Origin of the sequence: Anaeromyxobacter sp. Red801, assembly GCF_049201065.2 — a bacterium.
GTDB lineage: Bacteria > Myxococcota > Myxococcia > Myxococcales > Anaeromyxobacteraceae > Anaeromyxobacter.
Genome location: NZ_CM181236.1, coordinates 3,516,704 through 3,530,277, shown reverse-complemented (window position 1 = coordinate 3,530,277; position 13,574 = coordinate 3,516,704). Strand labels below are relative to the sequence as shown.

The following is a 13,574-nucleotide window of genomic DNA, read 5'->3' as shown; positions in this document are numbered from 1 at the left end:
GCCTCCTGCGGTCAGGGGGTACGGGCGAAGGGATCGGCGCCGGCGGCCGCCTCGAGGAACGCGAGCCGGGCGCGCAGGAAGGAGAGGCCGGCCTCGACGGAGCGGGCCGCGAGCCGGAGGAGGAGCCCGCCGGCGAGCGGGCTGGCCGCGGCGAGCACCTCCGCGCCCGGCGCCACGGGCGCGCGCTCCAGCTCGGCCAGGAGCGCCGCGGCAGCGCCGGCCGCCGCCGGGCCCAGCAGCACCGCGGTGGCGAGCAGCTCCACGTCCGCGAGGCGGGACGCGATCGGCGGCCCCTCGCCCGCGACGAGCCGCAGCCCGTCCGCGAGCAGGAGCCGCCCGCCGGCCGAGATCTCGACCCGCGTTCGCACCTCGGCGAAGGCCCACCGCTCCCCGCGCGCGGCGCGGCCTGCGGTCAGCGCGTCGAGCCAGACCAGGCTCGCGTCCGGCGCGAGCGCGAACCGCTGCGCCTGGAGGAGGCGCGCGCCCGCGAAGCAGCTCACCGGGTGCGGGACCGCCGCGAGCAGGCCGCCCGGTCCGACGCGCGCGTCGAGGCGTTGCGAGGCCGGGGTGCCGCGCGGCGAGCGGTACACCTTGGTGCCGGCCTGCGTGGACAGGAGCGCGGCGCTGCCCGCGCCCACGTCCACCTCCAGGGCCACGTCGTCGCCCGCCACGAGCCCGCCGCCGTGGCTCGCCATCACCACCCAGGCGGCGCGGCCGCGCGGCACCGGGGACAGGAGCTGCAGCGGGCTCGTCGCGGCGCAGGCCACGAGCGCGCTCGCCCCGTCGACGCGGGCCGTGGCGAGCCGGCCGTGCCCGGGCCGCTGCCCGGGATCCGGGCGCGGCAGCCCGCGGATCGCGCAGCCATCCGCCGGGCGCGCGGGGCTCGGCTCGGAGATCGGGCATCCCATGGTGGCCCGGGGCGTCGATGCACGCCGCGCGCCAGGGGCCGTCCCGCTACCGGTAGTCCTCCCGGCTCAGCCCGTACGCCTTCATCTTCTCGTACAGGTTCCGCTCCGCGATGCCGGCCGCGCGGGCCACCTCGCCGATGCGCCCGCGCCGCTCCTTGAGCAGGCGCGTGAGGTACTCGCGCTCGAAGCGCTCCACCAGGCGCTGCCGGGCCTCGAGCAGCGGCAGCGAGGTGTCCACCGGGACGCCGGCGTCCGGCCGCGGCGTCACCGCGGCCCCCGCTCCGAAGATGGGCGCCACCGCCGCCCAGCCCATCAGCACCGCGCGCTCGCACAGGTTGCGCAGCTCGCGCACGTTGCCGGGCCACGGGTAGGCGCGCGCCGCGGCGAGCAGGTCCGGCGGCGGCACCGGCGCGGTGCGGCCGTAGCGCTGCGCGAACGAGCGCAGGAAGTGCTCGAGCAGGGCGGGCAGGTCCTGCGGCCGCTCGCGCAGCGGCGGGAGGCGCAGCGGGATGACGTTCAGCCGGTAGTAGAGGTCGTCGCGGAAGCGGCCCTCCTGCACCAGCGCGTCCAGGTCGCGGTTGGTGGCGGCCACGATGCGGACGTCCACCTTGATGGGATCGCGCGCGCCCACCCGCGTGATCTCCTGCTCCTGCAGCACGCGCAGCAGCTTCGCCTGGATGGCGAGGTCGAGGTCGCCCACCTCGTCGAGGAACAGGGTGGACCCGTCGGCCTGCTCGAACCGCCCGATCCGCCGCGCCACCGCGCCGGTGAACGCCCCCTTCTCGTGGCCGAAGAACTCGCTCTCCATCAGGTCCTTCGGGATGGCGGTGCAGTTCACCGCCACGAAGGGCTTGTCGCGCCGCGGGGAGCGGCGGTGGATGGCGCGCGCCACCAGCTCCTTGCCGGTGCCGGTCTCGCCGCGCAGCAGCACGGTCGCGTCGGCCGGCGCCACCTGCTCCACCATCGCGAACACCTCGCGCATGGCCGGCGCGCCGCCCACGATCTCCTCGAACCCGGCGGCCCGCTCCAGCTCGCCGCGCAGGCGCAGGACGTCGCGCCGGGCCCGCTCGTGCGCCACCGCGTGGCGCAGCACCAGCGCCAGCTCGTCGAAGCGGAGCGGCTTGGTGAGGTAGTGGAGCGCGCCCTTGCGCATCGCCTCCACGGCCGTCTCGACCGTGGCGTGCGCGGTGACCAGCACGACCGGCAGCGAGGGCCGCAGCGCGTGGACCCGCTCCATGAGCGCGATGCCGTCCAGGTCTGGCATCTTCAGGTCCGAGACCATGGCGAGCGGGTCGGACTCCGCCAGGCGCGCCAGCGCCTCCGCGCCGGAGGAGGCGACCAGCACCTCGAAGCCCTCCAGCGTCAGGTTCGCGCGCGCGACCTTCCGCGTCCCGGGATCGTCGTCCACCACCAGGACCAGCCCCTCGCCGCCCGTGCTCACGCGTCCACCTCCGACGCCGCCGCGGCCTCGACGAGCCGCCGCACCGGGAAGCGGATCGCGGCCACGGTCCCGCCGCCCTCGCGCCGGCGGATCGCGAAGCGGGCCCGGTGCTGCTCCACCGCGCGCGTGACCACCACCAGGCCGAGCCCGGTGCCGGTCGCCTTGGTGGTCACGAACGGCCGGAGCACCTCGTCGAGCTGGTCCGCCGGGATCCCGCAGCCGCGGTCCAGCACCTCCACCACGATGGTGCCCTCGCCGCCGGACGCCTCGAAGCGGCTCGCCAGCGTGGGCGGCTCCGTCCCGCCGGCGTCGAACGCGTTCGCGAGCAGGTTGACCAGCGCGTCGGTGACCATGGGCGCGTCCACGTCCAGCACCGGCAGGTCCGGGGCCAGCTCGAGCCGCACCGCGCCCGCGGGCAGCCCGCGGGCCAGCGCCGCCTTCTGGGCGGCCTCCTTGAGCAGCCGGTTCACCGACACCGGGGCGAGGTGCGGCTCGGCCGGCCGCGAGATCTCCAGCAGCTCGGAGATGAAGCGGTTCACCCGCTGGACCTCGTCTCCGATGAGCCCGGAGTACTCGGCCACCTCCGCGTCGCCCTCGAAGCGCCGGCGCAGGTACTGGGCCGCGCCGTCGATCGCGTTCAGCGGGTTGCGCAGCTCGTGCGCCACCTGCGCCGACATCTGGCCCAGGCCGGAGAGCCGCTCGGCGTCGAGCAGCCGCCGCTCCAGCGTGCGCCGCTCGGTGATGTCGCGGATCACCATGACCGTGCCGAGGTAGCCGCCGCCCGCGCCGGCCACCGGCGCGTAGGTGGTCTCGAAGCGCCCCTCCCGCTCCTTGATGATCGAGTGGGCCGGCCCGGCGTCGTCGCCGCGGCGCAGGTACCCGAGCACGCGGTCGAGCATGCCGTGGCTGGCCTTCGGGTGGCAGTCCTTGATCGGCCGGCCGGCGCCGTCGGTCAGGTTCCGGAGCGCGCGCCCGGCCTTGTTCACCAGCGCCACGCGATCCTCGGCGTCGATGAAGATGACCCCGTCCACCATCGAGTCGAGGATGGCCTGGAGCCGCTGCAGGTCGGCGGCCCGGGCCTCGCGCGCGGCGGTGGCCTCGTCCAGCGCCTCCGCCAGCTTCGCGGTCCGCTCCTGCACCCGCGACTCCAGCTCGGCGTGGGTGCGCTGCACCTCCTCGGCCATGCGCCGGAGCGCGCCGGCCAGCACGCCCGCCTCGCCCGGCGCGCCGGGCGGCCGGGCCGCGAGGTCGCCGCGCCCGAGCGCCTCGGCGAAGCGCGAGAGCTGGCGCAGCGGCGCCACCAGCGTGGTGCGGAGCACCAGCACCACCGCCAGCGACACCGCGGCGAGCGCCATCCCCACCAGCGCGGCCATCCGCACGGTGGACGCGGCCAGGCGCGGCCCGAGGCCGCTCACGTCGAGCGACACGTGCAGCGCCCCGTTCACCGCCTGCTCGCCGTGGCAGCCGCGGCACGACGCCGCGTTCGCCACCGGGCGGGTCACCGTGAGCCGGGTGTCGGTCCAGCGCAGGGAGGGGCCGACCTCGAGCCGCTCCGGCCCCTCGCCGGCCCGCAGCCGCACGCGGCCCTGCGCGTCGGCGAGCGACACGCCGGCCACGCCGCCCGCGCGGCCGACCGCGCCGAGGATCGCGGCCATGGTGTCCGGCCGGTGCTCGGTCATGGCCTCGGTGAGCGACCGCTCCAGCGCCTCGGCGATCGCGCCGGCGCGCGCCTCCAGGAGCGCGCGCTCGGCCTGCGCCTCCTCGCGGCGCAGCGCGGCGCCCGCCACGACGGACACCGCGGCCGCCACCAGCAGCAGGAGCAGGGTGGTGCGGCCGGTGATCCCGAGGGAGAGGAGGCGCATGCGCCGCGAGCGTAGCGCGTGGCGGCCGGGGCGGGGAAGGCCGGCGCGGCCGGCGGCGCGGCGCGGCGCCGCGGACGGAACGGCCCCTCCCGCCGCAGGGCAGGAGGGGCCGGGGCGCGGCGCGGCGGGGGGAGGGGGTCACCGCCGCGTGGCGCGGAGGGCCTCGTCGAAGTCCTCCTTGATGTCCTCGATGTGCTCGATGCCGAGCGACACGCGGATCTGGTCCGGCGTCACGCCGGACGCCGTCTGCTCGGCGTCGGAGAGCTGCTGGTGGGTGGTGGAGGCCGGGTGGATCACCAGGGTCTTCGCGTCGCCCACGTTCGCGAGGTGCGAGGCGAGCCTCACCGAGTCGATGAACGTCTTGCCCGCCTGGAAGCCGCCCTTCACGCCGAAGGTGAAGACGCCGCCGAACCCGTTCCGCAGGTACTTGCGGGCCCGCTGGTGGAAGGGGTGCTCCTCCAGGCCGGTGTAGTTCACCCAGGCGACGTCGGGGTGGCCCTTCAGCCAGCGCGCCAGCGCGAGCGTGTTCTCGCCGATGCGCTGCACGCGCAGGGAGAGCGTCTCGACGCCCTGCAGGAGCAGGAACGCGTTGAACGGCGAGAGCGCCGGGCCGAGGTCGCGCAGCCCCTCCACCCGGGCTCGCAGGACGAACTGGATGTTGCCGAACGGGCCCTTCGGGCCGAACACGTCGTTGAACACCAGGCCGTGGTAGCCGGGGGACGGCTCGGTGAAGAACGGGAACTTGCCGCTCCTCGCCCACTCGAACTTGCCCGAGTCCACGATCACGCCGCCGATCGAGGTGCCGTGGCCGCCGATCCACTTGGTGGCGGACTCCACCACCACGTCGGCGCCCCACTCGATGGGCCGGCAGAAGTAGCCGCCGGCGCCGAAGGTGTTGTCCACCAGCAGCGGGATGCCGTTGTCGTGCGCGAGCGCGGCGAGCGCCTCGAAGTCGGGGACGTTGCCGGCCGGGTTGCCGATGGACTCGACGTAGATCGCCTTGGTCTTGCCGTCGATCGCCTCGCGGACGGCGTCCACCTCGGCGCCCTCGACCAGCTTCACGTCGATGCCGAGCCGGGGGAGGGTGACCTTGAACTGGTTGTACGTGCCGCCGTACAGGTTGCTGCTCGAGACCACGTTGTCGCCCGCCTGCGCGAGGTTCGTGATGGCGAGGAACTGCGCGGCCTGGCCCGAGGACGTGGCGAGCGCGGCGACGCCGCCCTCCAGCGCGGCGATGCGCTTCTCGAACACGTCGGTGGTCGGGTTCATGATCCGCGTGTAGATGTTCCCGAACTCCTTCAGCGCGAACAGGTTCGCGCCGTGCTCCGCCGAGTCGAACGTGTAGGACGACGTCTGGTAGATGGGCACCGCGCGGGCGTTCGTGCCGGGCGCGGGCTCCTGGCCGGCGTGGACCTGCAGCGTCTCGAAGCGGAGCTTCCTGTTCGGGGGGATGGCCATGCGTTCCTCTGGGCGGGGCGGTCCGTTGAGTTAGACGGACATCCTAAGAAGCGGACGCGCGGGATGTCAAGCCGGCCGGGAGGAATGCGGCGATGGAGGGGTGCGCATGGCTGGGTGTCCGTTATGGCGGACGACGGCCGGGCGCCCCGTCCCGCGGCCCGGAAGCGCATTCGCCGCGTGCCCGGGATCGGTCTACATTCGCGCGGCACCAAGCGACCGGAGGACCCAGCCCTTGCCCGACACCCAGCCTCGCAACGTCCCCGAGCTCTTCCTCGAGCGCGTCGGCCTCACGCCGGACGCCGAGGCCTTCCGCCACCCGGACGGCGCGGACTGGCGCAGCCTGACCTGGGCGCAGACCGAGGCGCGGGTGCGCGCGATCTCGGGGGGCCTCCGGGCGCTGGGCGTCCAGTCGGAGCAGGTCTGCGCCATCCTGGCGGGCACGCGCATCGAGTGGGTGCTCGCGGACTTCGGCATCCTCTGCGCCGGCGCGGCGACGAGCACCATCTACCCGTCCTCCACCGCGGACGAGTGCGCGTACATCCTCTCCGACTCGGGCGCGGTGGTGGCGTTCGCCGAGGACGCCCTGCAGGTCGCGAAGCTGGCCTCGCGCCGGGACCGGATGCCGGCGCTCCGGCACGTGGTGGTGTTCGACGGGGAGGGCAGCGCGGACGGCTGGGTGACGACGCTCGCCGACCTGGAGGCGCGCGGGCACGCCTGGGACGCGGAGCACCCCGGCGCCTTCGAGGAGACGGCCGCGTCGGTGCGCCCCGACGCGCTCGCCACGCTGCTGTACACCTCCGGCACGACCGGCGTGCCCAAGGGCGTCGAGCTCACGCACGCGTGCTGGGTGTCGCAGTCGGCCTCGGTGCAGGCCTCGGGCATCCTCGATCACGGCGACGCGGTGCAGTTCTTCTGGCTCCCGCTCGCGCACTCGTTCGGGAAGATGATCGGCACCGCCCAGCTCCGGATCGGCTTCCCCACCGCGGTGGACGGCCGGGTGGACCGGATCGTCGAGAACCTCGGCGTGGTGCGCCCGACGTTCGTGTGCGCGGTGCCGCGGATCTTCGAGAAGGTGCACAACAAGATCCTCTCGAACGCGCGGGACGGCGGCCCGGTCAAGGCGGCGATCTTCCGCTGGGCCATCGACGTGGGGCTGCAGGCGTCGCGCGCGCGGCGGGCCGGCCGTCCGCTCGGGACGGTGCTCCAGGCGCAGCTCGCGGTGGCGGACCGGCTGGTGTTCCACAAGGTGCGCGAGCTGTTCGGGGGCCGCCTGCGCTTCTTCGTGTCCGGCTCGGCGCCGCTCTCCCGCGACATCGCCGAGTTCTTCGACGCCATGGGCGTCGTGATCCTCGAGGGCTACGGGCTCACCGAGTCGTCCGCGGCGACGCACGCGAACCTGCCCTCGAAGCGGAAGATCGGCTCGGTGGGTCCCGCGTTCCCGGGCATCGAGGTGCGCATCGCCGAGGACGGCGAGATCCTGATGCGCGGCCCCTGGATCATGCGCGGCTACCGCGGCCTGCCCGAGCAGACCGCCGAGGCGCTCGACGCGGACGGGTGGCTGCACACCGGCGACGTCGGCTTCGTGGACGCGGACGGCTTCCTGTCCATCACCGACCGGAAGAAGGACCTCATCAAGACCTCCGGCGGCAAGTACGTGGCGCCGGCCGAGCTCGAGTCCAAGCTGAAGGCCATCTCGCCGTTCGTCTCGCAGGTGCTGGTCCACGGCGACCGGCGGAACTTCGTGACCGCGCTCGTCACCCTCGACGCCGACGCGATCGGCAAGTGGGCGGCCGAGCACGGCCACGCCGGCGAGCCGATCTCGGCGCTGGCGCGGCTCCCGGAGGTCCAGGAGCTGCTGCAGCGCCACGTGGACCGGCTCAACGCCGGGCTGCCCCGCTTCGCCACCGTGAAGAAGTTCGCCATCCTGCCGCGCGAGCTCTCCGAGGCGGAGGGGGAGGTCACCCCGTCGCAGAAGGTGAAGCGCAAGGTGGTCGAGCAGCACTTCCGCGCCGAGATCGACGCGATGTACGGCGGCGAGCCGCCGCGACCCTAGGTCAGCGCGCGGGCGCGGCGGGGCCGTCCGCGGCCGCCTGCTCCAGCCGCGCGAGCGCCTCGCGCGCGCCGTCGAGCAGCGCCGGGTCGTCCACGCCGGCGCGGCGCGCCCAGTCCAGCGTCTGCTCGTAGGCGCTCGCCGCCTTCGACGCCAGCACGGCGACCTGCCCGCGCAGCTCGGCCCGGTAGGCCTCGGCGCGCGCCGCGTCCAGGCCGGGCGGGAGCGGCGCCTCGAGCAGCTCGCGGCGCAGCCCGTCGTACAGCTCGCCCACGCGGGCGCCGGCCGCGACGGCCCAGCGGGCGTCGCCCAGGCGGATGGCGCGGAGGTACTCGCCCTGGGCGGAGAGGAGCGCCTCCGACTTCCGCTCCAGCGCGCCGTGCAGCGCGTCCGCGTCGCCGGTGGACGGGTCGAGCCGGATGGCGGCCACGCGGTCGCGGTACAGCTCGCCCAGGTAGTACTGCGCCTGCGCCGCGAAGTACGGCTCGAGCCGCTCCGCCGCGGAGGCCTCCTCGAACCCGGCCACCGCGAGCCGCAGCGACCGCTCCGCCTCCCCCTCGCGCCCCGCGTCGCGCTCCACCACCCCGCGCAGCGCCAGCGCGCGGACCCGCGCCGCCGGCTCCAGCCCGGGCCGCCCCGCCAGCGCCGCCAGCGCGGCGGCGGCCTCGTCCAGCTCGCCGAGGTGGTACCGGCACTCGGCCGCGCCGAACTCGGCCTCGAGCGCGCCGGCCGCGTCGCCCGGCCCGGCGGCGCGCGCGCGGAAGCGCTCCAGCGCGAGGCGCCACGCGCCGGCGCGCTGGTAGGCGAGCCCGGCGCGGAGCCGCGCCTCCGGCGCGCGCGCCGAGGCGGGCCAGGCGTCGGCGAGGCGCGCCCAGGCCGCGGCGGCCCGCTCGAAGTCGCCGGCCTGGGACGCGGCCGCGCCCAGGGCGGCCAGCTCCTCCTCGTTCTTCCCGGCGAGATCGCGCTCGGCCGGGCCGGGCGCCGGCTCGCCCGGCGCGAACGCGACCTGCTCGGCCGCCGGCGGCGCGCGCCGCGCGCCCGCGCAGGCCGCGGACAGGGCCAGCGCGAGGAGGGCGAGGCGGCGCATCACGCGGCCACCGCCTGGAGGTGGACCGTGCGCCGGCGCGGGCCGTCGAACTCGCAGAGGTACACGCCCTGCCAGGTCCCGAGGAGCGGCGCCCCGTCGCGCACGATCACCGTGGCGGAGGAGCCGACCAGCGAGGCCATCACGTGGGCCGGGCTGTTGCCCTCGGCGTGCCGGTAGCGCCCGCGCGCCGGCGCGTCCGGGATCGCGTTCTCGAGCGCGAGCAGGAGGTCGCGCCGCACGTCGGGGTCGGCGTTCTCCTGGATGGTGATCCCCGCGGTCGTGTGCGGGCAGTAGACCAGCAGCAGGCCCTCGCGCAGGCCGGCGGCCGACACGGCGCGGCGCACCTCGGCGGTGAGCTCCACCAGCTCGCGTGCGGCGTGGGTCTCGATCTCGAGATCGGGCAGGCGCATCCGGCACATAGTAGACGGCCGATCGTGAATCGGGAACCGTCGCCGCCCGGCGCGAGCCGGCCGGGGCGCCGTCGCGATCACAGCCGGTCTGCCATCCGGGCCAGGCCCGCCAGGTCGTGCACGTCGCCCTCGAGGCGGGGCACCAGCGCGTGCGCCGCGCCGACCCGGGCGAGGAGCCCGGCGAGCGAGCGGCGCTCCGCGGCCGCCATCGCCTGGTGCTCGGCCAGGGTGGCCGCGAGCCGCGCGCCCAGGTCGGGCGCGCTCGCGGCGGCGGCGGCGAGCGGCGCGGCCAGCTCGGCGGCGCCCGGCAGCGGCGTCGCCGCCGGCCACAGGTCGGGGGTGAGCCGGTTCACCACCAGCCCCGCCACCGGCATCGACTCCGCGTGAAGCCGCTCGTGGAAGGCCAGCGCCTCCTCGATGGCGGCGGCCGCCGGCGACGCCACCAGCACGAACCCGGTCTCGGGGCGGGCGAGCATGGCGCGCACCTCGCCGGCGCGCTCCTTGAAGCCGTCGTACATGCCCTGGAAGCCCTGCAGGAAGTCGCCCAGGTCGGACAGGACCTGCTGGCCGGTGAAGCGCGCCAGCGTCTTCGCCACGTAGCCGCCGCCGAGCTGCGCCAGCCGCAGCCCGAACCGGCCGGCCCCGAGCGCGGGCGCGAGCAGCGCGCGGGCGGTCTCGTTGCCCAGGAAGTCGAGGATCCGGTCCGGCGCGTCCAGGAAGTCGAGCGCGTGCGCGGTGGGCGGGGTGTCGAGGACGATGAGGTCGTAGTCGCGGTCGGTGGCGAGCTCGTAGAGCTTCTCCATCGCCATGTACTCCTGCGACCCGGCCAGCGCGGCGGACATCTGCTGGTAGAGCCGGTTGCGCAGGATGCGCTCGCGGCGGGCCGGGTCCGGCGCGTGGCGCGCCACCAGGTCGTCCCAGGTGCGCTTCACGTCGAGCATCATGGCCCACAGCTCGCCGCGCGGGCGCAGCCCCGCCTCGGCGAGCTTGTGCTCGGGGACCCGCGACTCGACGTTGCCGAGCGTGGCCAGCCCGAGCGCGTTCGCGAGCCGCCGGGCCGGGTCGATGGTGCAGACCAGCACCTTGCCGCCCTCGAGCGCGCGCGAGAGCGCCAGCGCCGCCGCGGCGGTGGTCTTGCCCACCCCGCCGGCGCCGACGCACACCGCCACGCGGCGGCCGCCCAGGCTCTCGCGCACGGTGGTCACGGCCGCGCCTCCGCGGGCGGCGCGGCCGCCAGCGCCGCCGCGATCTCCCCCACCGCCGCCGGCCCCCACTCCACCACGGGGAGGAGCGGCAGCACGGTGGTGGGCAGGTCGAGCGCGGCCCGGGCGCGCACCAGGTACCGCCCGGCGGCCTCGGCGCGCAGCGCCTGGATCCGGCCGGCCTCGGCGGCGGGCCCGAGCGGCGGCGGGGCGGCGGCGAGGCGGGCCAGCTCCGCGGCCTCGCGCGCGTCGAAGCGCGCCGGCGGCATGGCGTTCACCACCAGCGCGGCCACCGCCATGCCCAGCTCGCCGCGCACGAGCCCGTCGAGCTCGATCACCTCGTTGACCGGCATCTCCTCCGGCAGCGTGACCAGCGCCACGCCGGTGCGCGCCGGGTCCACCAGCAGGGCCTGCATCCACTCCGCGTCATGGCGCAGCGGGCCCGCCGGCACGGTGTCCACCAGCGCGGACGGGACGCGCAGGAGCTGGACGGCGTGGCCGGTGGCGGGCGCGTCGAGCAGCACCAGGTCCCAGCGCGGCCGGCCGCCGTCCTCCGCGCGCACCTCGTGCAGCACCTTGCCGAGCATCACCAGCTCGGCGAGCCCCGGCACCATGCGCAGGAAGTAGCGCACCAGCCGGTTCTCGAAGACCGCCTCGTAGATGGTCCGGAACTTCAGGACCATGAGGCCGTACTCGCGCATGGCCTCGTGCGGCGTCACGTTGACGGTGAAGATCCCGGGCAGCGCCTCCCGGACGAAGGGCCCCGAGGCAGGCGCGCCGAGCAGGGGCGCGACCCGCTCGCGGGTCGCGTTCACCTCGCACACCAGCACGCGCTTGCCCGCGCGGGCGGCGAGCAGGGCGAGCGCGGCGCAGACGGTCGTCTTGCCCACGCCGCCCTTGCCGGTCACGACGAGCAGGCGGCGGTCGAGCAGGCCGAGGGAAGCCACTGGGCTTGACAAGCTATCGAGGGGAAAGGGACAAGTCCACACACGATGATCCTCGACGACGTGCTGCGGAATCCCGTGCTGAAGCGCGCCCTCGCCGCCGGCGAGGAGCAGGTGGGCCGGGTGGTCGGGAAGCTGCTCGCCAGCGACCGGGCCGGGCGTGGGCTCCAGTCGCTGGTGAGCTCGGCGCTGCAGGCGCGGAGCACGTTCGATCGCGGCGTCCGGCAGGCGCTGCACGCGGCCAACCTCCCGTCCCGGGACGACGTGGCGGCGCTGAAGCGCAAGCTCGAGGAGCTCGAGGAGATGATCGACGGGCTCTCGGAGCGCGTGGACCGCGGCGGCCCGGACCGCGGCGGGCCCGGTCCGGAGTAGCGCGCCGGCGGGGGGACGTGGCCGGCATGCGGCGGATCGCGTTCATCAACGAGAAGGGCGGCACCTGCAAGACCACGCTGTGCGTGCACGTGGCGGCGCGGCTCGCGGCGCGCGGGCTGCGCGTGCTGGTGGCCGACTGGACACGCAGGGGCACGCCGGGAAGTCGCTCGGCGTGGACGTGCGCGGCCTCGCGCCCACCATCCACGAGTGGCTGCTGGACGACGCGGTGCCGCTCGAGCAGGTGGTCCGGCCCACCGCGGTGGCCGGCCTCGACCTCCTGCCCGCGAACAAGGACCTGGCCGGCTTCCCGGTGGCGGTCGCGCCGGCGGCCGACCGCGCCGAGCGGCTCGATCGCCGGCTCGCCTCGGTGGCCGGGGGCCGCTACGACGCGGTGCTGATCGACGCGCCGCCGTCGCTGTCGCTCGTGACCGACAACGTGCTGCGCGCCGCGCGCGAGCTGGTGATCCCGGTCGCGCTCACCTACCTCGCGCTCGACGGGTGCGCCGAGATCGTCCAGAGCCTGGAGCGGCTCCGCGCCGAGCGCGGCGCGGCGCCGGCCATCGCGCTGGTGGTGCCGACGCTGTACCGGAAGACGCAGCTCGCCGACGAGATCCTGGCGAAGCTGCGCGAGCGGTTCCCGGCGGAGCTGTCGCGGACGGTGCTGGGGTGGTCGGTGAAGGTGGACGAGGCCCAGAGCCATGGCCGGACCGTGTTCGAGCACGCGCCGCGGTCGAGCGGGGCGGCCGCGCTCGCCGCCATCGGCGACGAGGTGCTGGCCCGCGCGCCGGCCCCGGCCGGCGTCACGGCAGCGGCGGCCCGAGCGGCCGGCTCCTGACCAGCTCCAGCACCAGATCGCGGAACGCGCTCACCTTGCGCGGGACGTGGCGCGAGGCGGGGCTCACCACGTACAGGTTGCCGCCGCTCCGGACCAGGCGCGGCAGCACGCGCACCAGCGTCCCCGCCGCCAGGTCCTGCTCCGCCATGAACGAGGGCAGCAGCCCGATGCCGGCGCCGGCCCGCATCGCCTCGCGCACGAACAGCAGCTCCGGGCACAGGATCCGCGAGCGCGGCGTCACCTCCACCGTCCCGCGCGGCCCCTCCAGGCGCAGCTTGCGCGCCTGCGTCCCGAACGTCACCCAGTCGTGCGCCTCGAGCTCCGCCTCGGCGCGCGGCGTCCCGCGCCGCGCCAGGTAGAGCGGCGAGGCGAACAGCTGCAGCTGCACCGGGGACGCCTTCCGCGCCACCAGCGTCGAGTCCTTCAGCCCCGGCGCCACGCGCAGCGCGACGTCGAAGCCCTCGGCCACCAGGTCCACCAGCCGGTTGCTCAGGTCGAGCTCCACCGAGACCGCCGGGTAGCGGAGCGTGTAGCGCGTGGTGAGCTCGGCCAGGAAGAAGATGCCGATGTCCACCGGCGCGGTGACGCGCAGCAGCCCCGACGGCTCCTCCTCGCGCTCCGGCAGCTCGCCGAGCGCGCTCTCGAGGCCCTGGAGCAGCGGCGCCACCCGGTCGTACAGCCCGGTGCCGGCCGCGCTCAGCGACACCTGCCGCGTGGTGCGGAACAGCAGCTGCACCCCGAGCTCCTCCTCGAGCCGCGCCACCGCGCGGCTCGCCGACGACTTCGGGATGCGCAGCTCGCGCGCGGCGGCGGAGAAGCTGGCGGTGCGCGCGACCGCGGCGAACACGCGGAGCAGGTCCAGGTCCATCGTTCCTCCAACGCAACACTCATTTGTCCGGCCGCGCATTGCGCCGCCATCGGAACGGTATCAGATTCTCCCCGTCAGCGAGGAGCCGACCCGCGAGAAACGCGCGGAACCGTCACGAAACGAAGCAGAAAGGAATC

The 13,574-nt window shown here is 75.7% G+C and carries 11 protein-coding genes and 1 pseudogene; 3 read left to right on the top strand and 9 right to left on the bottom strand.

The features are described from left to right. Positions 1-11: 11 nt before the first annotated feature. The 4 genes from ACOQFB_RS16285 to ACOQFB_RS16270 all read right to left on the bottom strand — a co-directional run bounded on the left by ACOQFB_RS16285 (position 12) and on the right by ACOQFB_RS16270 (position 5,669). Complete coding sequence (locus tag ACOQFB_RS16285) at positions 12-908, bottom strand: urease accessory protein UreD (RefSeq protein ID WP_059437257.1); 897 nt, start codon at positions 906-908, stop codon at positions 12-14. Between the two features lie 46 nt (positions 909-954). Then, positions 955-2,349, bottom strand: coding sequence for a sigma-54-dependent transcriptional regulator (locus ACOQFB_RS16280; protein ID WP_059437258.1), 1,395 nt, complete (start codon positions 2,347-2,349; stop codon positions 955-957). Further along, positions 2,346-4,211, bottom strand: a complete 1,866-nt coding sequence (locus ACOQFB_RS16275) for a sensor histidine kinase (protein ID WP_421609409.1) — start codon at positions 4,209-4,211, stop codon at positions 2,346-2,348. Before ACOQFB_RS16275 ends, ACOQFB_RS16280 begins: the two co-directional genes overlap by 4 nt. A 138-nt stretch (positions 4,212-4,349) precedes the next feature. Next, complete coding sequence (locus tag ACOQFB_RS16270) at positions 4,350-5,669, bottom strand: O-acetylhomoserine aminocarboxypropyltransferase/cysteine synthase family protein (protein ID WP_421609408.1); 1,320 nt, start codon at positions 5,667-5,669, stop codon at positions 4,350-4,352. Positions 5,670-5,901: 232 nt separating this feature from the next. On the opposite strand from ACOQFB_RS16270, the gene ACOQFB_RS16265 reads away from it, so the two are divergent. Next, on the top strand, positions 5,902-7,722 hold the full coding sequence (locus ACOQFB_RS16265) for an AMP-dependent synthetase/ligase (RefSeq protein WP_421609407.1): 1,821 nt from the start codon (positions 5,902-5,904) through the stop codon (positions 7,720-7,722). 1 nt (position 7,723) lies between these two features. On the opposite strand, the gene ACOQFB_RS16260 is transcribed toward ACOQFB_RS16265, so the two are convergent. The 4 genes from ACOQFB_RS16260 to ACOQFB_RS16245 form a co-directional block, all read right to left on the bottom strand. Next, entirely contained in the window at positions 7,724-8,806 is a 1,083-nt protein-coding gene (locus ACOQFB_RS16260; protein WP_421609406.1) for a hypothetical protein, read from the bottom strand. After that, positions 8,806-9,216, bottom strand: coding sequence for a secondary thiamine-phosphate synthase enzyme YjbQ (locus tag ACOQFB_RS16255; RefSeq protein ID WP_059437263.1), 411 nt, complete (start codon positions 9,214-9,216; stop codon positions 8,806-8,808). The genes ACOQFB_RS16260 and ACOQFB_RS16255 overlap by 1 nt, the downstream gene beginning before the upstream one ends. 77 nt (positions 9,217-9,293) lie before the next feature. Next, positions 9,294-10,421 (bottom strand): ArsA family ATPase, encoded by a 1,128-nt coding sequence (locus ACOQFB_RS16250; protein ID WP_059437272.1) that lies wholly within the window; start codon positions 10,419-10,421, stop codon positions 9,294-9,296. After that, positions 10,418-11,365: an ArsA family ATPase gene (locus ACOQFB_RS16245; RefSeq protein WP_059437264.1), complete on the bottom strand. Its 948-nt coding sequence runs from the start codon at positions 11,363-11,365 to the stop codon at positions 10,418-10,420. The genes ACOQFB_RS16250 and ACOQFB_RS16245 overlap by 4 nt, the downstream gene beginning before the upstream one ends. Before the next feature lie 45 nt (positions 11,366-11,410). On the opposite strand from ACOQFB_RS16245, the gene ACOQFB_RS16240 reads away from it, so the two are divergent. Next, positions 11,411-11,734: a hypothetical protein gene (locus tag ACOQFB_RS16240; RefSeq protein ID WP_059437265.1), complete on the top strand. Its 324-nt coding sequence runs from the start codon at positions 11,411-11,413 to the stop codon at positions 11,732-11,734. A gap of 26 nt (positions 11,735-11,760) precedes the next feature. Continuing rightward, positions 11,761-12,569: pseudogene (locus ACOQFB_RS16235) on the top strand (ParA family protein). On the opposite strand, the gene ACOQFB_RS16230 reads toward ACOQFB_RS16235, so the two are convergent. Further along, complete coding sequence (locus ACOQFB_RS16230; RefSeq protein ID WP_059437267.1) at positions 12,535-13,437, bottom strand: LysR family transcriptional regulator; 903 nt, start codon at positions 13,435-13,437, stop codon at positions 12,535-12,537. The pseudogene ACOQFB_RS16235 and the gene ACOQFB_RS16230 overlap by 35 nt on opposite strands. Between the last annotated feature and the right edge of the window lie 137 nt (positions 13,438-13,574).

Coding starts and splice junctions, on each gene's coding strand:
- ACOQFB_RS16285 (WP_059437257.1), bottom strand. CDS start 908: ATGGGATGCCCGATCTCCGAGCCGAGCCCCGCGCGCCCGGCGGATGGC.
- ACOQFB_RS16275 (WP_421609409.1), bottom strand. CDS start 4,211: ATGCGCCTCCTCTCCCTCGGGATCACCGGCCGCACCACCCTGCTCCTG.
- ACOQFB_RS16270 (WP_421609408.1), bottom strand. CDS start 5,669: ATGGCCATCCCCCCGAACAGGAAGCTCCGCTTCGAGACGCTGCAGGTC.
- ACOQFB_RS16260 (WP_421609406.1), bottom strand. CDS start 8,806: ATGCGCCGCCTCGCCCTCCTCGCGCTGGCCCTGTCCGCGGCCTGCGCG.
- ACOQFB_RS16255 (WP_059437263.1), bottom strand. CDS start 9,216: ATGCGCCTGCCCGATCTCGAGATCGAGACCCACGCCGCACGCGAGCTG.
- ACOQFB_RS16240 (WP_059437265.1), top strand. CDS start 11,411: ATGATCCTCGACGACGTGCTGCGGAATCCCGTGCTGAAGCGCGCCCTC.
- ACOQFB_RS16230 (WP_059437267.1), bottom strand. CDS start 13,437: ATGGACCTGGACCTGCTCCGCGTGTTCGCCGCGGTCGCGCGCACCGCC.